This window comes from Brevibacillus brevis NBRC 100599 (assembly GCF_000010165.1).
In the GTDB taxonomy this organism is placed as follows: domain Bacteria; phylum Bacillota; class Bacilli; order Brevibacillales; family Brevibacillaceae; genus Brevibacillus; species Brevibacillus brevis_D.
Map to the genome: position 1 here is coordinate 5,645,338 of NC_012491.1, position 19,913 is coordinate 5,665,250.

The 19,913-nt window shown below is 40.9% G+C and carries 27 protein-coding genes; 5 read left to right on the forward strand and 22 right to left on the reverse strand.

All coding sequences use genetic code 11. The features are described from left to right. Positions 1 to 12: 12 nt before the first annotated feature. From BBR47_RS26680 to BBR47_RS26755, 16 genes are all read right to left on the reverse strand, one after another. A complete protein-coding gene (locus BBR47_RS26680) occupies positions 13 to 699 on the reverse strand; it encodes a WbqC family protein (RefSeq protein ID WP_015893556.1) in 687 nt (228 codons plus the stop codon). Positions 700 to 813: 114 nt separating this feature from the next. Then, a complete protein-coding gene (locus BBR47_RS26685) occupies positions 814 to 1,986 on the reverse strand; it encodes a LegC family aminotransferase (RefSeq protein ID WP_015893557.1) in 1,173 nt (390 codons plus the stop codon). Further along, the gene (locus BBR47_RS26690) at positions 1,983 to 2,993 is read right to left on the reverse strand and encodes an NAD-dependent 4,6-dehydratase LegB (protein ID WP_015893558.1); all 1,011 of its coding nucleotides are present in this window, start codon (positions 2,991 to 2,993) and stop codon (positions 1,983 to 1,985) included. Before BBR47_RS26690 ends, BBR47_RS26685 begins: the two co-directional genes overlap by 4 nt. Positions 2,994 to 3,005: 12 nt before the next feature. Continuing rightward, positions 3,006 to 4,874: a motility associated factor glycosyltransferase family protein gene (locus BBR47_RS26695; RefSeq protein ID WP_015893559.1), complete on the reverse strand. Its 1,869-nt coding sequence runs from the start codon at positions 4,872 to 4,874 to the stop codon at positions 3,006 to 3,008. Further along, positions 4,871 to 5,443 (reverse strand): hypothetical protein, encoded by a 573-nt coding sequence (locus BBR47_RS26700; RefSeq protein WP_015893560.1) that lies wholly within the window; start codon positions 5,441 to 5,443, stop codon positions 4,871 to 4,873. The genes BBR47_RS26695 and BBR47_RS26700 overlap by 4 nt, the downstream gene beginning before the upstream one ends. Positions 5,444 to 5,573: 130 nt before the next feature. Continuing rightward, on the reverse strand, positions 5,574 to 6,398 hold the full coding sequence (locus BBR47_RS26705) for a flagellin (RefSeq protein ID WP_015893561.1): 825 nt from the start codon (positions 6,396 to 6,398) through the stop codon (positions 5,574 to 5,576). Positions 6,399 to 6,568: 170 nt separating this feature from the next. After that, entirely contained in the window at positions 6,569 to 6,817 is a 249-nt protein-coding gene (gene csrA, locus BBR47_RS26710) for a carbon storage regulator CsrA (protein WP_015893562.1), read from the reverse strand. 11 nt (positions 6,818 to 6,828) lie between these two features. After that, positions 6,829 to 7,245 carry a flagellar assembly protein FliW gene (fliW, locus tag BBR47_RS26715; RefSeq protein ID WP_015893563.1) on the reverse strand — a complete coding sequence of 139 codons (417 nt, stop codon included), beginning with the start codon at positions 7,243 to 7,245 and terminating at the stop codon, positions 6,829 to 6,831. A 13-nt stretch (positions 7,246 to 7,258) separates the two neighbouring features. After that, positions 7,259 to 7,837 carry a DUF6470 family protein gene (locus BBR47_RS26720; RefSeq protein WP_015893564.1) on the reverse strand — a complete coding sequence of 193 codons (579 nt, stop codon included), beginning with the start codon at positions 7,835 to 7,837 and terminating at the stop codon, positions 7,259 to 7,261. A 24-nt stretch (positions 7,838 to 7,861) separates the two neighbouring features. Next, entirely contained in the window at positions 7,862 to 8,764 is a 903-nt protein-coding gene (gene flgL / locus BBR47_RS26725) for a flagellar hook-associated protein FlgL (RefSeq protein WP_015893565.1), read from the reverse strand. Between the two features lie 17 nt (positions 8,765 to 8,781). Beyond that, entirely contained in the window at positions 8,782 to 10,269 is a 1,488-nt protein-coding gene (gene flgK, locus BBR47_RS26730; protein WP_015893566.1) for a flagellar hook-associated protein FlgK, read from the reverse strand. Between the two features lie 12 nt (positions 10,270 to 10,281). After that, positions 10,282 to 10,773, reverse strand: coding sequence for a flagellar protein FlgN (locus BBR47_RS26735; protein WP_015893567.1), 492 nt, complete (start codon positions 10,771 to 10,773; stop codon positions 10,282 to 10,284). Between the two features lie 72 nt (positions 10,774 to 10,845). Then, entirely contained in the window at positions 10,846 to 11,121 is a 276-nt protein-coding gene (flgM, locus tag BBR47_RS26740; protein ID WP_015893568.1) for a flagellar biosynthesis anti-sigma factor FlgM, read from the reverse strand. A 110-nt stretch (positions 11,122 to 11,231) separates the two neighbouring features. Then, on the reverse strand, positions 11,232 to 11,660 hold the full coding sequence (locus BBR47_RS26745) for a TIGR03826 family flagellar region protein (protein WP_015893569.1): 429 nt from the start codon (positions 11,658 to 11,660) through the stop codon (positions 11,232 to 11,234). An 87-nt stretch (positions 11,661 to 11,747) separates the two neighbouring features. After that, a complete protein-coding gene (locus BBR47_RS26750; protein WP_015893570.1) occupies positions 11,748 to 12,527 on the reverse strand; it encodes a ComF family protein in 780 nt (259 codons plus the stop codon). Beyond that, entirely contained in the window at positions 12,524 to 13,546 is a 1,023-nt protein-coding gene (locus tag BBR47_RS26755; RefSeq protein ID WP_050763846.1) for a helicase-related protein, read from the reverse strand. Before BBR47_RS26755 ends, BBR47_RS26750 begins: the two co-directional genes overlap by 4 nt. A gap of 337 nt (positions 13,547 to 13,883) precedes the next feature. Between BBR47_RS26755 and BBR47_RS26760 the strand changes: the two genes are divergently transcribed. The 5 genes from BBR47_RS26760 (at position 13,884) to BBR47_RS26775 (ending at position 16,851) form a co-directional block, all read left to right on the forward strand. After that, positions 13,884 to 15,251, forward strand: a complete 1,368-nt coding sequence (locus BBR47_RS26760) for a helix-turn-helix domain-containing protein (protein ID WP_015893572.1) — start codon at positions 13,884 to 13,886, stop codon at positions 15,249 to 15,251. After that, on the forward strand, positions 15,251 to 15,379 hold the full coding sequence (locus tag BBR47_RS31855; RefSeq protein WP_269446210.1) for a hypothetical protein: 129 nt from the start codon (positions 15,251 to 15,253) through the stop codon (positions 15,377 to 15,379). The genes BBR47_RS26760 and BBR47_RS31855 overlap by 1 nt, the downstream gene beginning before the upstream one ends. Before the next feature lie 127 nt (positions 15,380 to 15,506). Further along, on the forward strand, positions 15,507 to 15,818 hold the full coding sequence (locus tag BBR47_RS26765) for an aspartyl-phosphate phosphatase Spo0E family protein (protein WP_015891243.1): 312 nt from the start codon (positions 15,507 to 15,509) through the stop codon (positions 15,816 to 15,818). Positions 15,819 to 15,945: 127 nt separating this feature from the next. Continuing rightward, a complete protein-coding gene (locus BBR47_RS26770) occupies positions 15,946 to 16,359 on the forward strand; it encodes a hypothetical protein (protein ID WP_015891242.1) in 414 nt (137 codons plus the stop codon). Positions 16,360 to 16,383: 24 nt separating this feature from the next. Further along, entirely contained in the window at positions 16,384 to 16,851 is a 468-nt protein-coding gene (locus tag BBR47_RS26775; protein WP_015891241.1) for a hypothetical protein, read from the forward strand. Positions 16,852 to 16,964: 113 nt separating this feature from the next. Here the strand turns inward: BBR47_RS26775 and BBR47_RS26780 are convergent, their stop codons facing one another. The 6 genes from BBR47_RS26780 to BBR47_RS30690 form a co-directional block, all read right to left on the reverse strand. Further along, positions 16,965 to 17,387 (reverse strand): hypothetical protein, encoded by a 423-nt coding sequence (locus BBR47_RS26780; RefSeq protein WP_197535039.1) that lies wholly within the window; start codon positions 17,385 to 17,387, stop codon positions 16,965 to 16,967. Positions 17,388 to 17,617: 230 nt separating this feature from the next. Then, entirely contained in the window at positions 17,618 to 18,457 is an 840-nt protein-coding gene (locus tag BBR47_RS26785) for a hypothetical protein (protein ID WP_015891239.1), read from the reverse strand. A gap of 135 nt (positions 18,458 to 18,592) precedes the next feature. Continuing rightward, positions 18,593 to 18,793, reverse strand: a complete 201-nt coding sequence (locus BBR47_RS31030; RefSeq protein WP_155801093.1) for a hypothetical protein — start codon at positions 18,791 to 18,793, stop codon at positions 18,593 to 18,595. Next, complete coding sequence (locus tag BBR47_RS31035) at positions 18,790 to 18,936, reverse strand: hypothetical protein (RefSeq protein ID WP_155801092.1); 147 nt, start codon at positions 18,934 to 18,936, stop codon at positions 18,790 to 18,792. Before BBR47_RS31035 ends, BBR47_RS31030 begins: the two co-directional genes overlap by 4 nt. A 171-nt stretch (positions 18,937 to 19,107) precedes the next feature. Beyond that, a complete protein-coding gene (locus BBR47_RS30685) occupies positions 19,108 to 19,524 on the reverse strand; it encodes a hypothetical protein (RefSeq protein ID WP_155801091.1) in 417 nt (138 codons plus the stop codon). Next, positions 19,502 to 19,909, reverse strand: coding sequence for a hypothetical protein (locus BBR47_RS30690; protein WP_081437243.1), 408 nt, complete (start codon positions 19,907 to 19,909; stop codon positions 19,502 to 19,504). The genes BBR47_RS30685 and BBR47_RS30690 overlap by 23 nt, the downstream gene beginning before the upstream one ends. Between the last annotated feature and the right edge of the window lie 4 nt (positions 19,910 to 19,913).

Genomic DNA, 19,913 nt, shown 5'->3' on the forward strand with positions numbered 1-19,913 from the left:
TTCTTTCGCTCCCTATCTTTGATTAGAATACAGGTACTCCTGAATTAACTCTTCTGGCGAATTTAATAGCATATCAATCATAGACAATCCAGAAATAAATTCTCCTTGGACTTGTGGGTAAACAGGAGATATTGACTCAAGATAATATATTTCAACACCAGATTCGATAAATTTTTTTTCATTAAGGTAGCTTTTCGAACCATATCCACTGATGTACTCCGTTGCACACAGCTCCTTACAAATATTAAGAACTAAGTCCGACTTCTCTCCAGTAACCTGAAGCTCTGATAAAAAGACAACTTGAGTATTAATTTTTAAACTATCCATCAAAAAAATAAAAAAAGCTTGATTTGCTTCTAATAAGGTAGAATACCTTTGTTGATAAAGGAACTCTATTTTCTCAGCATATAATTCCCAATTTGGCGCTGAGCGATATGCGCTTTGAATGGATTTCCAATGCTTCATCATCCATCTATCCGACGCTAATCTCTTTTCAGAAATTACATCTGTTAAATTCCCTGTAATCGGTATTGTTAACCAATAGTCACTGTTTTTATCTCTTATTCTATTCCGATTTTGCACACCATTTTTTTGGTATTGAACACTATCCATCACAACGAAAACATCAGACATTGCAATTTTTTTAAAGTACGGTGCCCATGGTATATACTGGCTCTGATGTATAGATATTTTCTTCATATATACCTCCAAACAAGATTACTAATATAACAATTTGGTCAATCGCTAGTTTCTCGTAAAGGGGTATCACATTTGTAGAGTTCCACTAATGCCTGTAACTCCGCCTCATCATCCTTATCTAGCTAAACCTGGGCTACTTGGAATATTAATAATTCTTCTAGCTAAACTTCCAACTACATCTAAGTTCATCTTGGGGCAATTTTGATACATCGAAATCTCATGAAGCGGCTTCCAAACTGGTCTAGTCATGAAACCCGCCTCATTCGCTGCTTTAAGTAATTTCTCTTTTTCAGAAGCAAATTGTTCTTCTAACATAAGAACTTGTAGCCAATAATTGCTTTTTGCAAAAGAAGGCTCCATAAACAGCTTAACCCCATCTACCTGAAGAAAAGCATTAGCATACATGTTTGCTAAAGTACGCTTTTGTTCAATGAATTTGGATAACATTTCAAGTTGAGCACAACCTAAAGCAGCATTCAAATTGGGCATTCTATAATTAAAGCCTATGTGATCGTGATCGAACGCCCATGGGTGTGGCTTTTTCGCTGTTGTAGTGATATGTTTAGCCATCTTCCCTAATTCATCATTATTAGTGAGAATAGCTCCCCCTCCACCTGTTGTAACTACTTTGTTTCCGTTAAAACTAACAGCAGACAATTTGCCCCAATTCCCCGTGTGTCGCCCTTTATAATAAGAACCGAGTGATTCAGCAGCATCTTCAACTAGTTCTATCTTATAGCGATCGCAAATTTCTAACAAAGCGTCCATATCAACTGGGTGGCCAAAAGTATGCATAGGAAGTACTGCCTTTATTCTTCTTCCTGTGATCTTGTTATAGCATCCGTCTTTGCGTTGTACACTGATTTCCATTAGATAATGATCCAACTTCACCGGATCAAGTCCTAGTGTTTCATAACTGCTGTCCACAAAATGAGGAATAGCTCCGCAATAAGAGATAGCATTAGCACTGGCGATAAATGTTAATGCAGGCACAAGTACCTCATCATTCGGTTCCACACCAGCAAGTTTAAGACAAACATGTACTGCAGCTGTTCCATTTACTACTGCTATTGCATGTTTTACACCCGTATAATCTGCTAACATCTCTTCAAACTTATTCACATACTTTCCAACTGAGGAGACCCATCCAGTATCAATGCACTCTTTCACATATAACCACTCATTCCCCTGAAACGAAGGCTCATGGAGAGGAACAAAATGCTCCTGTTTAGAGGTTACTTTTTGCAACGCTTCTAAAATGGCCTGTATGCGAAATGTAGTTGTCATATATTGTACATCCTTGTCTTATAATTTTTCAGATTTGATGATGTAGTAAACCAATCAATTGTTTCTTTCAGCCCCCGTTTGAAGCCATCACGCTCACCGTAGGTTGGGTACCAACCAAGTAATTCTTTTGCTTTTGTGTTATCTGCCCACAGGCGTTCCACTTCGCTTTTTTCAGGTCTTAAGCGTTGGTCTTCGGTAAGAATTTCGATATTTACACTCATTAATTCTGCTATCAAATTAGCCGTCTCACCTATTGAAATTTCATAGTTACTTCCAATATTAATGACTTCGCCAATTGATTTTTCGGATTTTGCGACAGAAATAAATCCATTTACCGTATCTTTTACATAATTAAAATCACGAGTGGGGTGAATCGATCCCAATTTAATTGCTTTTTCGCCGCTTGCAATTTGGGTAATAATTGTAGGAATAACAGCACGAGCAGATTGTCGCGGTCCATAGGTATTGAATGGTCTAATAATTGAAACTGGTAAATTGAAAGAATTATAAAAAGATAAGGCTAATTGATCTGCACCAATTTTACTGGCTGAATAAGGTGACTGTCCTTGCAGTGGATGCTCTTCTGTAATGGGTACGAACTTAGCTGTTCCATAGACTTCACTAGTTGAAGTATGAACCACTTTTTCAATATTAAGTTCTCTAGCTGCTTGAAGAACATTTAATGTACCCTTGATATTAGTATCAACATATGTGTCAGGTGAATGGTACGAATATGGGATAGCAATAAGTGAAGCTAAATGAAGTACAACATCATACCCCGTCATCGCTTTCTTAACACCGTAAGGATCTCGAACATCACCTGCAAAAACGTTTAATTCCTTTGTAATTTCATGTGGAGAGTGATCTAACCATCCCCAAGAATTAAATGAATTGTAATTTACAAATGCACAAACATCGTATCCCTGACGAACTAATTCTTCTACAAGATGTGATCCAATAAATCCATCCGCACCAGTTACGAGTATTTTCTTTCCTCTTAGGCTCATCTTATCTCCCCGCTATACTAAATTTCTCTTCTCCAACACAATGTCGTCCATCTCTTCCAGCAGTTTTTTGGTAAGGAGCAAGTCCTCCTGGCACACTCTCAAATAATCGCCAAATTCATCTGTTACTTTCTTAGCTTTACTAACTGGATCAGGACTAAATCTTACTTCTTCGAATACATTCATCACTAATTGAAAGATAATATTATTCATTGGCTGAATGATTACCAGATTATATTTATTCTTCTGTAGTCTATCAAACATCTTGTCAAATACATTAAACAGCTTTTCTAACTGGGGCGTATTTCGCGTAGTAATATAGTGCTTCATTTCAGTTATGATGTCTTCAAAACGCCTGAATATCTTAGAGAGCTCTTCGGCACTACGAGACATTTCCAAAACCGTTTTCTTGAAATGTTCTAGATCATACTTAATGTCATGCTCAAGTTGTTCAAACCAATCATGAGCAACTACATTAGATGTGATTAAACTCGTTTCAATTATTTCTTCCAGACTCTTATAAACGGTCCCTTCTATGTGAGCTCCGCCCTTACTGCTATTCATAATTTTTGCAGTAGGAAATGCTGTAATTGCTTGTTCCATTTCCTTTCTCATATCTATATGCAACCGGCTACTAAGTGTAAGATTTCCCTCTACATCTACCACATTTAGTGCATTATTTTTTTGTTGATCACTTAATGCAGTATCAATATAATCTATTCCCTTTGCATAGTTAAGATCTGCTCGGTAAGCAAAATTTTGACCTACAAGGATAATAGGTGAAAATTGCTTGCGGAGTAGCACTTCTAAAGCAAGTGTTGCAACACTTGTAAAATACCCAATTTGCTCAATAGGTGCCCCATCGATTCGTTTCAAAAATAAATTGACTATACTATCTCTTTCCACCGAAAAATTCGCCATTTTTCCTGGATAATCCATTATTGTTTCAAAACCAATCGTGCTACCAAAAATCAGAGGAACTTGATCAATTCCTTGACTCTTAATGTTAGTAAATACCTTTTGATTCAAAATACTTCCGTCATATGAAAATGTTCCATCAGGTTCTATTCCCTGACTAAGTAGTGCATTAACTGCAGAGCCTACTGAAAAAATATAAGCTAAGCCATTGGATTTAATATATCGTAAATTCTCATACTCATCATTTAAAGACGGTCCTGCAGAGACAATTATCGCCGGTTTTCCTTTAAAGGCCTCTGACTCCTTACTCATGAAATCAGGAGTGCTCATCATATAAGGGATATTTCGAAAACCATTAATTATTTTTCTCTTGGCAAAAAGCTTACCAGTATTTATAGATTGCCTTCTCTCATATATGACTTGACGAAAGGTATCCATAAAGTTCTTGGTTTCATCAGCAAATATCCGTTCATAGCTAGGTAAAATGGCTATGTAAATCTCTTCACTCAGAAGGTTTGTAAAAGAGAGTAGGTTATTTCTACAATCATCCGGATTTTCTTCAACCATTATTTTCTTCATTCTTTTTCCTGGAGACCATAATTCTAGATTTTTGTGCCGCAACAATTCTTGAAATATCTCAAAATTAGGCTCATATATAGAAAAGCTTGTTTCAGGGTACATTTCAACAAATGTGTCGATATGATAGCCCAGCCCGACACCATAAAATAGTACATGCTTTTCACCGATATCTTTAATTGATTCGATAAATCTGTTTGCTTCTTGTATTGGATTATACTTACTATGAATATAGTTCAGTCCAGACTCCTTCGTAATAGCAATTACTAGATCATTTGTTTTAGATTGTTCTACACTAACCTTATCTCTACTTTTTATGATCGAATCCTTATACTTTTCCCAAACATTTGGATACCTGCTCTTTAATACAGTAATATTATTGAGGATCATCCTTTGACTCCCTCATTTCTCGCATTGCCTTCAAGAGTTGTTTGGATGACCTCAAAGCGTGGGATCAATTCATATTCAATAATGTCACCAATCATAACCGTATCCACCTGTCGAATTGCTTGATCCAGGTTTTCTAATTCTCCGACGAATGAAAGGTCATTATTGATGGTTACAATATATTCTGATGCTGTTTGAATCCACTTCAGCCCCTCTATTAACTGACCAAGTTGGAGCCAAGTTTCCTCAGCTGGCGATCCAGCGTAAAATTCCTTGACCAAATTTGGTAGTATAGCAAGAGCTTGTGCCGTGTAATCATGAATCGATCCTAGTGTTTCCTTATGTAATTGTTCTTCTGTTACTACAATTGGCTCGATTGTATTAATACTATCTAGATTATTCATTATTACATTTTCAAAATGATCATATATTTCTTCTCCGTTAATTTTCAGGCCGCAAAAAACTAAGTTATTTTTTGTTACAAATGCGTCAATGACAGATAAAATATTGCTCGCATTCTCAATATTAGATATATCAATCATCAATTCTTGTTCTCTCAATAGTATTTTCATATTCTTACTACCTCCCTTACTACTCTCATTTATATATCGGTAACTTTTAGTTGCTTAATTACAGGATAAAAGTGGCAAAAAAAAGTATGAGCTTCTAGTTAGAAGCTCATACTTTTTAATTGAATATAGATTAACGGAGCAATTGCAGTACGCCTTGTGGCAATTGGTTAGCTTGTGCCAACATTGCTTGGGACGCTTGAGTCAAAATGTTATTCTTAGTGAATGCCATTTGCTCTTTCGCCATATCAACGTCACGGATACGGGATTCAGCAGCAGTCAGGTTCTCAGAAGTGATGTTCAGGTTGTTGATAGTGTTTTCCAGACGGTTTTGGTTCGCACCCAGGTAAGAACGAGCAGCAGATACTTTGTTGATTTGAGCTTCAACGTCGCCCAGTGCAGATTTTGCACCAGATTGAGTACCAAGAGCATATGCTTTTACTGCAGATGCAACAGCTGTAAGGTCGAATTTAGTAACATCCAAAGTCAGTGTTTGAGCTTTTTCTTGACCAATTTGCAGATCGATATTTTTGCTGCCGTTACCATTCAGCAGAGAAATACCGTTGAATTTGGTGTTGTCTTTGATGTTGTCAACCTCTTTGCTCAGTTCAGATACTTCTTCTTGGATACGAGCACGGTCTTCAGTATCAGTGTAAGTTCCGTTTGCAGATTGTGTTGCCAGTTCTTTAATACGAACGAGCATGTTGTTCACAGTTTGCAAAGCACCTTCAGCAGTTTGGATCAAAGAGATACCGTCTTGGGAGTTGCGGGAAGCTTGTTCCATACCACGAACTTGTGCACGCATACGCTCGGAGATGGAGAGACCAGCAGCATCGTCAGCCGCACGGTTGATGCGGTAGCCGGAAGACAATTTTTCAACGTTTTTAGACAGGTTGCCAGTGTTTACACCCAGTTGACGATGAGTGTTTTGAGCAGACATATTGTGTTGGATAATCATGTAAAGTTCCTCCTTGAGTTGTCGACAGTCACGTCCCTGTGACTGTTGCTTATATTTGAGACGAATCACAATCGCGCGCTCGTGACTTTGCCTCTACATTATTATTATCGGTTAGTAGCTTCTGGGTGTTTAGTGCTTTTTCTACTTTTTTTGCAAAAAAAAAAGATGATCTACTGATCATCTCTTTTTTCCTTACTTGTTTGAAAAAGTTGTTTCATAGACGCCCAATCACTTTGACTCTTCATCGCCAACCGATTTTCTTCCTGAATGGCATCAAATATCTCTTTCCGATACACATCCAAATTACGTGGTGCGTCGATTCCGAGTTTAATCTGGTCTCCATCAATAGAAATGATTTTAATCTCGATGGTGTCTCCGATCATGATCGATTCATTTTTCTTTCGAGAAAGGACCAGCATGTAAACACCACCTACTTTTGATCGACAACACATTGCTCAAACAATGGCTGACGAATGGAGTATGTATCTTCCTGCAAAATGACCTGTCTGCCCATCCGATTTGTCATATTTACTACAATTGGTGCCTTTAGATTAACTGTAGCTTTATTGTTTTCGCGTATAGAAACAATAGAAAACACACCGATTTGAGAGTCTTCCATCACTCGCAATGCCTCTCTTGCTACTTCCGAGAGCTCAAAACTGTAATCCGGGAAAAAGGCAAAGGGATCAATGACCCAAAATCCTACATCTATCTCTTCTGTCGATTGAATCAGAAAAAAAGGATTTCCCTCTTCTTGCATCAACTGAAAAAATTGCAGATGGGAAAACCCCGGGATGCCATCTTCAAAAAATAGCTTACCCATTTCCACTTGTTGACTTGTGTCCATGTTTTCCCCTCACTTACATCTTTTGATCCAGTTGACCGCCGACCACATCTATTTTCAGACTATTATATTGTATCATATATGGCTCTACCTTGCCTGCTGTATACGAAAACTCTGGAGGTCTCGTAACAGGATCTATGCTCATCCCGTTACGTTGTACGTTAATCACGGTTGGTTTGAGGTCCACATTAATTTCGACTCCATCATCCATTGACGTTGCGGGAGGAGTGTAGCCCCCCTCCAACGCCCGTAAGCCTTTTTCTCGTCCAATTGACGCTATAGCATTCTCTTTTGTATATATCTTCATTAATCGGTCGCCCTCTTGACTCTTTTCTGCGATAGCCTCGAGAGCCTTTTGTTTTCCATAAGAAGCACTGCTATCACTAAACTCTACAGAGGTCATGATGCCTATATTAGCACGCGCCTGACTCGAATCTATATTTAATATAATGCTACCTTGCTCAATCGAAAGCGTAGCCGGCTTTTGGCGTAAATTCATCTCTGCTTGCGGTTGTTTTATTTCATGAACAGGTTTACTAATGTTCAAACCTAACCGAGCAAACGTACTCTGCATTTGAATGTGCGGAATTTGCATTGGTCATTCTCCTTCATTTTCAATCTAGCGAAGGAAGTCCAACAATGATGGTTGAATGATCCGAGCTCCAGATCCTAACGCTGCAGAATGAACACTTTCTTGTGTTTTTAAATTTGTCATTACCTTCGCCATGTCTGCATCTTCATTCTTTGACAGTAATCCCGTGATACCAACCTCTTGTGTGTTCAAGCGTTCTGCAATTAGTTCTACGCGGTTCACACTTGCACCTAATGAAGCTCTTTCTGCCAGCAATTTATCATATTGTTGATTAATAGCGGGTTGAAACTGTGCTGCACTTCTCCCATTGTTAAGCTCAGTAATGATATTATCTAGCGCTTTGAACATATTGTTTGCGTTATCAGGGAAATTAAAAATGTTTTGAGCATTAATATTCGAGGTTACAAAGACATTTTGACTCACTTCCAAATTAATGGGAGAGCTATTCGTACTAACGAAGTCACCTTTTCCACCATTGGCCGTTAAATCATAAGGTGCTTTATTTGTATCTGTACCAGCAAATATATACTTACCATTAATTTGTTGATTGGCTAATGTACCTAAATGATTCTTTAATTCCTGAATCTCTGACCCCATCGTTTTCAAGTCATCAGGTGAAATAGCCCCGTCCGCAGAATAAATCAGGAGTTCCTTTACACGCTTCATGACATTTCCTACTTCATCCATGGTACCATCGGTCATATCCATCCACGATTTTGCTTCATCTACATTCCGTTTGTATTGGTCATTCTCCATTAAAGATGACCGATAAAACATCCCCCGCGCTGCAACTACAGGATCATCGGATGGCTTTTCAATTTTGCTACCGGACGCAAGTTGATGTTGCAGCTTATCCATGTTTCGCATGGAATTATGCAGATTCCGTAGCATATTACTATTCAACATATTCTGCGTTACACGTACTGCCATAAATTATTCCCTCCTAATTAGAGGCCAACTCGGCCCATGCCGTTGATGACTTTGTCCAAAATTTCGTCCATGCTTGTCATAACACGAGCAGAAGCACTGTATGCATGTTGGTATTTCACCATTTCTGCCATTTCATCATCAATCGATACGCCAGATACAGATTGACGTTGGCTGTCCACAGTACCTACAAGCATCTCGGAGTTCAATTGGTTACGTTCGGCTTCCTGGGCGTCAACTCCCAATTGGCTGATTGTGTAGCGATAGTAGTTATCCAGCGTAGAGCTTTCAGCCAAATCGTTAGGTCCAGTGCCAGCAGCCAGTACCTTGAACTTAATTGAAGCAATAGCCAGAGCGCTCTTGTTATTTCCAACAGGAGTGCTTCCTGCTTCTTCTTGTGCAGCCGCAATCGCATCCAAGCTCTTCATAATTTCTGGATTAATGACAATCCCAGACGCACTCGTTGGATAATTTTTGGATGCTGGATTAGCAGCCAGCGAATTCGCATCCACAAAGAAAGGCAGATCCTGTACAGTGCCATTGTTAATATCACTCAAGCTTCGTCCTGCCCGGTGCAGATCATTGATTTCCTTCGTCAGATTCACCGCCAAAACATCCAAGCGTTTCAGCATGCCCGGCACGATCTGATCACGGGATTGGAGGGTTCCTGCCATGTAGCCGGTTGTCGGCACAAACGCCGCTCCGCCTAACGTCATGTCACTCATGCCCGTAGCTGGATTCTGTACAGTAGCTACCGGCTGCGATGTAATTCCAGTAACAAACTCACGACCTTCAATGGTCACATTAACCATACCGGCTGTTGACTGCGTCGCACGTACCTCCACCAGCTTGGAGAGCTTGTCCAAAAGCACGTCACGCTGGTCATAGAGATCATTTGGCTGATAGCCATGTGGTACAACGTTAGCTATCTGATTGTTCAAGTTAGCAATCTGTTGGCCCAATGAATTGATCTCCATCGATTTTACATTGACCACGTTATTGAGATCAGTTTGTACTTCCTTAATATGATTGGTCAGCGTATTAAACGTATCCGCTACTGCCTTGCTTCGTTCCCGAACAACTGCGCGAGCTGATGTATCAGTAGGGTCCTTGGCGAGGTCCTGCCATGCTTGCCACATTTGGTCCATAACCTTTTGCAAACCAGTGTCAGACGGTTCGTTCATGATGCCTTCCAATTTCTCCAACGTTTCCAAACGACCATCCCAGTAACCTTGGCGTTTGTACTCATTCCGATACTGAATATCCAAAAACTCTTCCCGCAGACGCTGGATACTAGTAGCTTGAACCCCTGTTCCGAGCAACCCTGGCTCGATACTCGCTTGCATCCCTACATAAGGCAAACCAGTCGTAGCCTGCATATTCACGCGCTGGCGGCTGTAGCCTTCCGTATTCGCATTGGAGATATTGTGTCCCGTTGTATTTAGCGCGGACTGTTGAGCGAACAAGCCGCGTTTGCTGACTTCAATTCCATGAAAAGTAGAGCGCATTTCGACACCTCTTTACGCTTTTTTGTTGAAAAAAGTTCGATTAGCCTGACGATACGTATCCGAGGTCGGCCTTCCGTAGATGAAGTCGTCCTCGGGCGTATCCGTGATCAGGTCGAGCGTCATGTTGACAAAAGAAAGGGATTGCTCCAGTAACTGCTGATTCAGGTTGTTAGCATCGCGCAGTTCAGTCACAATCCGGCTTAGCTCATTACGACAGGAGTTGAGTCGCATCTTCTCTTCCGCACTGGTCGTCAACTTGATCAATTCAGCCAGTGTGCCTTCTTGCAGCGCAAAGCCCTTCTGTGCTGTCAGTTCTTTTACGACTTGCTGGCGGGCTGCTTCAGCTTCTGTGACGCCCTTGATCAGTTTTTGCTCCTGGCGTGTAATGGCTATAAGTTCATCCACATTTCCTTTTACCAGCACTTCTTTCTTGTGCATAGCTAAGGTATACAAGGCTTTGTGCAACTGGATCAAGTTGTCGAGCAGATCGTAGAGTCTGTTCATTCCTTGCTTCTCCTCATCTTCCATCGAAAACTATTCAAAGAGGCTGTTCAAAAAGCCTTCTTTTGGTCTGTGTTACAGCTTTTTCCAAAAGGACAGGAGCTTATCAGCGATCCGCTCACTTGAGACGTGATATCTTCCTTCCTCTACTTGCTTCTTCAACTGCTCCACCTTTTCCCGACGTTGCGGAGAGTTGACATCTTCTACTTGCTTTTGCATTTCCAGCGCTTCTGTGGAAATGTTTACTTCATCCTTGCCCATCGGGATTTTGCCGCTTTTGCCTACCTGATTGTTGCCTGTCTTGTTGTAAGCATTGATCATCCCGACACGGTTAGGTTCATTAATCCGCATCTGATTACCATCCTCTCATACCAACGGTCTTTTCATAGAAAAAACCGATGACACCTCTTAGTAGTATCATCGGCAATTTCATCATGTACGATTAGTTTTTTTGCACAAAACTATTCGTCACTATTCTGCTTTCTTCGATAAGCTGCATTAGCCAGTTCGGCGCGTTGGAATTCGTCCAATCGTTGCTCTACCTCGAGTTGCTGCGTAATTTCATGCTTCAAGCCTTTTAGACAAGATTCGCAAATATTGCCTGCTCGAATCAAAAAACCGCATCGCTCACATGGATAGCCAAGGTTGGGACTTCCGGCAACCGAAATGCGCCCTTCCTTGATAAACTTCGTGATTTGCTTCACGCTCACACCAGTGGCTTCGCTCACTTGATGAATATTCGATCCGCGATTTTCGCGCTTACGCAAATACTGGGCACATGCCTCATATTCTTGTTCCACTTCTTTATTGCATTTGGGGCAAATGTCACGGACTGCTTGTACAAATACAGCATCACACCGCGAGCAGTTTGCCAACTTGCCCATAGACATATCGGACAACCCCTTTTCCGTTCAGAAAGTTCATACGGTTCCATATCCGTTGTATGCCTACATCATAGCTTAATTTTTCCAAACTGGCTATCGGTATATTGTCAAGGAATACATATCACAGCTTGGCCCCAAATACTCTCTGATTGTCCTCGCGCACGAACGCAGCGTCGAGCCAGTCGTATAAATATCGTCAAGGAGCAGGATTTTAGCAGCAGAGGGTATATCCTGGCCATCCCACACAAAAGCTTCGCGCATACTCTCCTGACGTGCTGCCCGCCCTTTTTGCTTGCTTAGCTTTGGGGTGTCCTTCGCCCGGAGAAGCAACGGTTTGACAGGAATTTTGATTACTGCTCCTAAATGACGAGCCAGCAAGTCAACCTGATTGAAGCCGCGTTCCCTCAAACGCTGTGGATGTAGGGGAACCGTCGTGATACAGGTAAACCCCATAGATCTGTAATAACGCTGAACTGTAATGGCGAGAAGCGTACCGTAAAATGAAGCTAGCCGTTCGTCACCGCGGTATTTAAACAATCCGAGCAAATCCCTCTCTCCCTTTTCATAGCGAAGCAAACTCCGATTTGCCACCAATATTTTACCATCTTCCCCATGAACACAATCCCTGCATAGCCCTTCACTGCCGATACTAGTCTGCAACTCCCTATCGCGCCCGCACCGTTGGCAAATATCATGCCCAATCAACGGTAAAGCATCAAGACAAGCTCCACACAACATAATCCCTTTTAACATGCGATAGGTGACCGGATACCCCGCCTGATCCGATAGCTGTCGCGCTTTTTCTCGAGCGATCGATTCCTTTTGAAATGCTAGGATACGCCCACCACAACGGACACACACCCCACTGGTCATGAATGCCCCCTTTGTTCCGCCAGCCTTTGAGCCAAACTGTTCATCTGTGAAATCTGCCTGACAGCCCGCTTTGGAGGAGTAGATCGTTCTGCTTGTAAAAATAGAACGCTACCTGTCGTATCATCGACTGACCGCCCAACTCTCCCTGCTATCTGCACCAATGACGCCTCGTCAAATACTGGCGCCTCCGCACCAACCACTACTACGTCACTCTTTGGTATGGTCACACCCCGCTCCAGAATTGTTGTCGTCACCATGACGGTATAACGTTTTTCCCGAAAGGCGAGTACCTTCTCCTCCCGCATAGGGTCTGCCGCATGAACTCCAGCCATCTCCCCCACATGAGCAGGAAGCCACTTGCGAAGGTATGATAGCACCCTATCAATTTCATCAACCCGTGGTACAAAAACAAAAACTTGTCGGTCTTTATTCAGAGATGTACGCACTGCATCAATAAATGGTGCCACGATTCGATTCGTCTGAACGCGCTTGTGTAAGCCTTGTACCGTGAGAATCTTGGGGACAGGAAGCGCAGCACCATGATAGCGCCCAGGTAACAGAACATGTGTATCAGAGAAAAGCGGTATCGCCCCAGACGAGCCTATGGTTGAGCGTCCTTTTCTAACCAGCCGCTTTTGCAAATATCCCGGAGGTGTCGCGCTTAAATAAAGCAGCTTCCCATTCTTTTTCACTGCTCTGGATAGAGCGCGATACAAAATAGGATCATTATGATAAGGGAACGCGTCAGCCTCGTCGAGAACCACCAGCAAAAAACGCCGATGGAAGCGCACAACCTGATGCGTGGTCGCAATCGTGATGTCACTCTCTTCCCACTTTTCCGAGCTCGAACCGTGGACGGCAATCACTTTAGCCCCTGGAAAAACTCGCTGAATCCTCGGAGCCAGCTCCAACACGACGTCTTTTCGAGGTGTTGCAATCAAAACGCGACCACCTGCAGCAAGTGCTTCTGTAACTGAAGGGAATAATAGCTCTGTTTTGCCTGCTCCACAAACAACCAATCATGAATACTAAAATTATCATAAATATGCCTCGGTCATATCAATCGAGGCATTTATTGCATATTTAATGAAGGAACTCATTGCCTTTCTGTAATCCTTACTCCGCCTTCACAAATTTTTCAATGTATTTTGCTATTTTGCCGTTCTTCCTTGGTGAAAATCTGGTACATCGTTTTTTGGACTTCCAACCATTGTTGATACAGGGTGTACTCGAAATGAACAAATCATGCAGGACGATAGTCCTAGTTACCAAATATTTACATTCGGTAACTCTTTTTGTAAAATATAGGGAGTTTGATGTTTCTTTTTTTTTTTGCTAAGGAGGAGTAGGTTTAATATGGGGCAAGGCAAGACAGTTCAACGATCGTTACGTTCAGAAGTTGAGCATCACCTAAAAGAGCGTGGTTACACACTGACTAAACTTGGCGAGATAACAGGTATTAATCAGGGAGTACTGAGCGATATTTTTAATCGAACTCCTTCTCGGGCTATGACGATTGGTCATCTGGATGCACTTGCTGTAGCTTTTAATCAAGCCCCTGGATGGCTTTATGATCTGTATGTAACGGAATGTATCGTCGAGGGAAAAGTGTCTCGTTCACGAGTTGTTCCCTATCTGGTTCGATGTGCAGAAATAGGCAGGCAGGATTGTATCGAGTTAATTGTCCCTATACTTTTGGATAATCAGAAAAACCTGTCCATCCTGTTTTCCGTGGCTGAGAAGCTTTTTACAAATGGGAAGCGACAGGAGTCAATCCCGTTTTATCAACTTGTTATTGAATCGGAAAAAGACAGCCATTGTGATCGTTTTGTAATGTCTCAGTATAGGCTTTTCCGTGCAGTGCAAGGGGGAGCTGATTCAGAGAAAAAGTGGAAGGCTGTCATCTGTTTTCACCCTTATCGAAACAGGTTGCCTGAAAATTATCAATTAGATGCGTTACTACAATTAGCAAATGTGTGCTTTACGCTCCATAACTGGAAGGAGGTAGAGCGATATGCAGATGAACTAAAAGAGTTAGCAACCGTGATCTATAATGAAGAAATACAAAGATGGGAAATTGATGGAGTGAGGGGAATACTTGAAACAGAGCGCCATCTTGTCGTGTATTATGGACAGGGCTTCTTACTAAAGGGACTCGCTTTACAATTACAAGAGCGGTATGAAGAAGCCATTTCTTATGTACAAGCGTATGCTGAGCTGGGCTGGTTTGAATTCCGTGATGATCTAGCTGAAATGGAAATTGAAAAGTTTCGTGGATGGGCGAAAGCGAATAATTACACTCTGAATTTATTAATGGGGCGTACAGAGTTACTTTCTGAGTATGTTAATCATCTTGCTAATAACCCACCTGAAATTTTAGCGGGTATGTTTACCATTATGGAGACAGCCAATCGATTCGGACTATCTGTAGATGACATTGTGGAGCGTTTTTCTAAGGAAATTGCTTGCTTTCAAGATTATAAAGACCCTTTTAGTCTTACCCGCCATCTTCATTTTCGGTATCATTTGGCGATATATCAGCTCGATAAGGGGCGAGTTGCAGAAGGTATTACAGAAACACTACGCTGCCTTGCGTTAGCGAGTAAGATGATGGAGCAGGAAAAGTTCCAAAGCTGTGTCGCTATGTTCTGGAAATATAGACATAGTGCTTCTGACCAGCAGATAGATGAATTCCAAAACATTTTGGAAGGGAGAAATAAATAATGCGGAGTATGATACTTCTACTTACTGTTTTGTTCGGACTTTCTCACGGAATCGTTGTACCAGAACATCAGGAGGTGCTTAGTAGTCATCACATTGTAACTACGTATACCCACGGTGCAGGAGGTTAAGTAGTAGTAAAACACCCTTTCGGGTGTTTTTTTTATCATTCAAAATTTTTCAAAGGTCGTTTTGCTGAATGTTAGTTTATAGTAATAAATGTACATAAATTAATGTACAAAAATGTAAAAACAGGAGGTGAATACCATAGGAGCTATTGCACACGAAAAGGGCGTTCCATCCCATTGCCAGGTAAACGGAACGCCCACAGGAGGAGCAGCTAGAGCTCCTATAAATAAATGTATCACGCAATCCTTAGATCGGGAAGGAGGAACTTATCACGATATAGAGCACTTGAAAAACATTGTGGAACAATTGCGTGAACAACTGGAGCAACTATATTTAGAGAAGAATGATTTGTTGGACGATGAAGTCGTAGAATTAAGCCAGAAATTAGATCAGTACATTCTGCTAATTCAATCAAAAATGATGCTAAAAAATAGAAACTAAGGTGTTACAGAAGAAACTACAAATCTCTATACGATCAACATATAAAATAGGTATATTTTGCCTATTTTGCATTTTAACTTATTTTGGTAGAATTACAATAATCTGGCGATATAATCTGGAGGTTAGTATGAAACGGATTCTTAGAACTGCTGTTCTTTCAACTGTATTAGGTGTCCTCGCTCTATCTACGTCAATAGCAATAGCTGCGGAGAGCAATGCCGCTCCATTAGGTAGCGGTGACGACTTCGGAATAGACATGTATGCATCCAATATCCATGATATAACCGGAAAATCTGCTTATATGTGGGCTTACACGGAAGGAGAAGGAAGCGAACTCGCGAAGGTACGCGTCTATTCCTATTTCTACGTGAATGGAAAGATGGAGAAAGCGGACTACGAAAATGGTACAAGGTACGCATCTATCGATTACGATGCATCTGCTAAATATTTGATGGATGCCAAAATCACATCGTCCCATTACGCCTACAACAAGGCAGGTGACAAGGTTACGAGAACGTCCGAGAAGGTATACCAAAACTAAAGCATTTAGGAGGTATTTGAGGTTATGAAAAAACGCAACCTAGTAATTTCGGGTGTTGTTTTAGCTGGCGCTATTTTCGCAGGTAGCAGCCTATACGCAAGTGAAGACGTGGAGCAGTTCGAACAAGGAAATCAAATGAAAACACTTAGCGCATTGGGGATCGAAGCAAAGTCCGACGATTTAGTAGCTATGAAAACTTTGACTGACGAAAAGGGACAAGAGTGGATTTATAACGAATTCACCAGAAGAGCGCCTTTGATGGATAAAATAGAAGAGGAACGTTCGGTAAAAGTGAAAGATGCTTTCATTGAAGTACAGGACGAGATCATGCAACAGCACACGAAGAAGGGGGATTCCATTCCGGTTATCCTTCTGGATGAAGAGTTAAAAGAAGGCTCCTTCTCGTTTAACAGAGAAGATGGAGAGGTGCTGATCTTCAAACTAAAGTACAATGACGACAAAGGAAAATGGGATTACGAGCAGGAAAAGTAAATATCGTTAATTTACACAGGGGATAGCACTCGCTATCCCCTATTTTATTGAACTGTATTGACAATAGGTACTAATAAAAAAAACGTCTCCTCAAAACAGGGACGGGTTATTTTCTAGCCAGCTAGAATAAAATCGACGAATACTGGTGAGCGCAGCATCCCGCTTTTTGTCCAGTTTCTCATTTTGACGCGTGCTTTAATTTGAGGCTGCAGATAAACATACTCACGATCTTCACCAGTTATTAACTGTTTCGCCACTCCATAAAACGCCTTCTTATGCGTACGTGGCACGCCGTGCTCAATGACACCTGCAGGTCGACCGTTATAGTATGCTAACCAGCCAAAGTCACCTTTCCTGTATCCTGCGATCTGGACGTCTACATACGTATAGTTGATGATCTTGGTGAAATCGTCTGTACGTTTATCCGCATGGTATCGCCCATCCTTACGCTTTGCGACTATGCCCTCCATGTTTCTTGCGACAATTGCGTCCCATAAATCCTCGCCTCGTCCGTCAATGTACGCGATTTTGCTCATAGTTGGGGTATCCGTTATTGCCCGGCCACGGACAGACACAACTACAGAGTATACGTGATACTGTGAAATCAGATAAAGTTACAACTGAAGATTTTGTTGAGAATACAGTGGGAAAAGCAAAATTACTATTAATCTTCTGGTATATAGGTACGGCACTTGCTTTAGGTACTTTAGTTTTTGGGATTATTAGATTCCTAAAACCTTAAAAAAAGCGCTTAATAGCGCTTTTTTCATTTGCTCTCTTGCCGCATGAAAAGAAGATATCTATGTTTATCCCTGTCGTAAATGTAAAGATGATTACTTTCAATCTCAGTTGGCTTATTGCCCAAAACAATCCGATTTGAATCTAAGGAATACAAAACAAAAAGTGGCTGATTTTGCACTGTTTCTATATGTGGGATAATCATTTTATATGAATTCTTTCCGGCGGGATTCTCTATTTTAAATTCATCACGATACAAATGAATTGAAAAATGAAAATAGACTAAAGCAAAAAGTGTGCTTGCCAAAATTGAGCCAAGTAGAGACAGCCAATCTGTTTCTTTGATCATTAGACGATACGTTGTAAATGCTGAACTGCAATATATGGAAAAGTAAGCACTAACGAAGTGTGTCAGAAGCAGAAATTTATAATATCGTTTGTTTTTGCTGTAATCAAGTTCATATTCTTCTTTACGAATTAGTTTTGAGTACAATGCCACGAACTTTCTTATAGCCAAATGGACCATGATGATACTGAAACTAATTAATAAGGTTATAATAATGAGCACGCCAAGCAAAATTAAAAAATATGAATCGTTGTCATTTTCTGCTATTGAAATGGCTATTCCTCCACCTAGTAAATGCGAGAAAATAATCAGTATCAGTGTAAACATTAGCTGTTTATAGCCGGTTTCCCAACTTTGTTGATCCTTTGTATCGAATATTTTATCGAAGTCAGACTTTTTTACATATCTAATGAATGCTTTGATTAGCTTTACAACTGTCGAAATCAGGAATACCCCAAAGACAATGATCATAATTAAGGGATAATCTCTAGCAAAAATTGATAAGAAAGGTATTTCGTTCATACTTACCACTCCATTAACAAAAGGATATTTCATTTACTTTTTTAGTTATATACTTTAACTTTGAATATTCTCATATGAAAAAGTCTTTTTTTACAGAAGAGAAAAAGTTAGAGATTACAAATAAAGCCCGACTTTTTAGTGGGGCAGCACAGTTATTCTCCAGCCGTCAGGTGGTCCAACTACGAGTGAACTACATCCCCATTCTGGTGGTCCGTACATTTGCCAACCAACACCGCCGTCCAGGCTCAGGTTCCAATCAGGGTCGGATACTTTTAGCTGCCAACCGGGACCACCATCAAATTTTACACCTTCCCAATCAGGACCTGAAGTTTTCATAACCCAACCTGGACCGCATCAAGCTTCATTCCGTCTTCCATCTTCCACTCAGGACCAGTAAATAGAAATTGGGGTCTTTCTCCAAGATCAAAACTCAGTGCGGTGCCGCGTTCACCAATATCCTTTAGAATGTGGTTGAACATTCTATCACCTCGCTTTTCTCAATCATACAATTGTTCCATAAAATAGAAAATCCCTCCCGTGGATGTAATTCCGAAGGAGGACTCTTTTTGTTGATGGATCGTTGGTCAGTCGTAGCCTGTGACGTGAGGGTAGCGGGCAACGATACAAAAAGTCCCCCTTATATAGGAGGACTAAGCTTCTCCACCAAAGCGCTTGAATATATCCATTGCACCATTCAAAAGTTTAACGCCTTCCGGAAGAGAATCCCACATTCTCTTTAAATAAGAAGGACGCAAGGTATCCCCTTCTTTCTTTTCCTTCAAATCAGTAATAGTATCGATTGCATCAGCAGCGTCTTCTGGCTTTAGTGAAGAGTTACTTCGAATGGCTTCAATAAACTGCTGGATTTTATCTTGATCTTCATGGCCCCATACTCCAGAAAGGGAAGCTTGAGAACCAGTATTTACTTGTGATTGATTAATACTATTTCGGTCGCCAATTTTTACACTGTTATCGTTCACATAAACAACCGCCTTTTCGATATTAATAAACCCTAATTGTTTCAAGATCCTAAGAGAAGGTTCTTTATCTTCGATGATATGATTCACAACAGTAGGCAAATTCACACATGGACTTTTTTTTTTCGCGAGATTGCGATATGAAGTCTTCGGTGAAACTGAAAACAATAATCGCAAAATCGGGATCAAAGTAATATTGCTCGCTACACCAGCATTCAAACAGTTGTTCTTCATCTATCGGTGTGTCTAAAGGAAACGTTCGACCTTTATGACCATTGGGGCATAAAAGCATTTTTTTAGAAATTAACTCAAATCCATTCATTCTGCTAAGATACTTTAATACATCGTAATGAAGCACTCCACTAAGACCAAGTTCAGCAAGTACGTTATTAACTGTAAAATTAACGATCGGAATATCATTGGAGGCCCATCTTTCAAGCAATGCGGTAATTTCTCTGTATGGTATCGCAGCCATATGA

What these genes read in the sequence shown, in the direction of transcription:
- BBR47_RS26680 (WP_015893556.1), bottom strand. Translation starts at nt 699, where the DNA reads ATGAAGAAAATATCTATACATCAGAGCCAGTATATACCATGGGCACCG.
- BBR47_RS30690 (WP_081437243.1), bottom strand. Translation starts at nt 19,909, where the DNA reads ATGGCTGCGATACCATACAGAGAAATTACCGCATTGCTTGAAAGATGG.
- BBR47_RS26780 (WP_197535039.1), bottom strand. Translation starts at nt 17,387, where the DNA reads ATGAGCAAAATCGCGTACATTGACGGACGAGGCGAGGATTTATGGGAC.
- BBR47_RS26745 (WP_015893569.1), bottom strand. Translation starts at nt 11,660, where the DNA reads ATGTCTATGGGCAAGTTGGCAAACTGCTCGCGGTGTGATGCTGTATTT.
- flgM (WP_015893568.1), bottom strand. Translation starts at nt 11,121, where the DNA reads ATGCGGATTAATGAACCTAACCGTGTCGGGATGATCAATGCTTACAAC.
- BBR47_RS26750 (WP_015893570.1), bottom strand. Translation starts at nt 12,527, where the DNA reads ATGACCAGTGGGGTGTGTGTCCGTTGTGGTGGGCGTATCCTAGCATTT.
- BBR47_RS31030 (WP_155801093.1), bottom strand. Translation starts at nt 18,793, where the DNA reads ATGAAAACTTCAGGTCCTGATTGGGAAGGTGTAAAATTTGATGGTGGT.
- flgL (WP_015893565.1), bottom strand. Translation starts at nt 8,764, where the DNA reads ATGGCAGTACGTGTAACGCAGAATATGTTGAATAGTAATATGCTACGG.
- BBR47_RS26705 (WP_015893561.1), bottom strand. Translation starts at nt 6,398, where the DNA reads ATGATTATCCAACACAATATGTCTGCTCAAAACACTCATCGTCAACTG.
- BBR47_RS26785 (WP_015891239.1), bottom strand. Translation starts at nt 18,457, where the DNA reads ATGAACGAAATACCTTTCTTATCAATTTTTGCTAGAGATTATCCCTTA.
- BBR47_RS26685 (WP_015893557.1), bottom strand. Translation starts at nt 1,986, where the DNA reads ATGACAACTACATTTCGCATACAGGCCATTTTAGAAGCGTTGCAAAAA.
- BBR47_RS31035 (WP_155801092.1), bottom strand. Translation starts at nt 18,936, where the DNA reads ATGTTCAACCACATTCTAAAGGATATTGGTGAACGCGGCACCGCACTG.
- csrA (WP_015893562.1), bottom strand. Translation starts at nt 6,817, where the DNA reads ATGCTGGTCCTTTCTCGAAAGAAAAATGAATCGATCATGATCGGAGAC.
- fliW (WP_015893563.1), bottom strand. Translation starts at nt 7,245, where the DNA reads ATGGACACAAGTCAACAAGTGGAAATGGGTAAGCTATTTTTTGAAGAT.
- BBR47_RS26690 (WP_015893558.1), bottom strand. Translation starts at nt 2,993, where the DNA reads ATGAGCCTAAGAGGAAAGAAAATACTCGTAACTGGTGCGGATGGATTT.
- BBR47_RS26700 (WP_015893560.1), bottom strand. Translation starts at nt 5,443, where the DNA reads ATGAAAATACTATTGAGAGAACAAGAATTGATGATTGATATATCTAAT.
- flgK (WP_015893566.1), bottom strand. Translation starts at nt 10,269, where the DNA reads ATGCGCTCTACTTTTCATGGAATTGAAGTCAGCAAACGCGGCTTGTTC.
- BBR47_RS26775 (WP_015891241.1), top strand. Translation starts at nt 16,384, where the DNA reads ATGAAAAAACGCAACCTAGTAATTTCGGGTGTTGTTTTAGCTGGCGCT.
- BBR47_RS26720 (WP_015893564.1), bottom strand. Translation starts at nt 7,837, where the DNA reads ATGCAAATTCCGCACATTCAAATGCAGAGTACGTTTGCTCGGTTAGGT.
- BBR47_RS26760 (WP_015893572.1), top strand. Translation starts at nt 13,884, where the DNA reads ATGGGGCAAGGCAAGACAGTTCAACGATCGTTACGTTCAGAAGTTGAG.
- BBR47_RS26695 (WP_015893559.1), bottom strand. Translation starts at nt 4,874, where the DNA reads ATGATCCTCAATAATATTACTGTATTAAAGAGCAGGTATCCAAATGTT.
- BBR47_RS31855 (WP_269446210.1), top strand. Translation starts at nt 15,251, where the DNA reads ATGCGGAGTATGATACTTCTACTTACTGTTTTGTTCGGACTTTCTCAC.
- BBR47_RS26770 (WP_015891242.1), top strand. Translation starts at nt 15,946, where the DNA reads ATGAAACGGATTCTTAGAACTGCTGTTCTTTCAACTGTATTAGGTGTC.
- BBR47_RS26735 (WP_015893567.1), bottom strand. Translation starts at nt 10,773, where the DNA reads ATGAACAGACTCTACGATCTGCTCGACAACTTGATCCAGTTGCACAAA.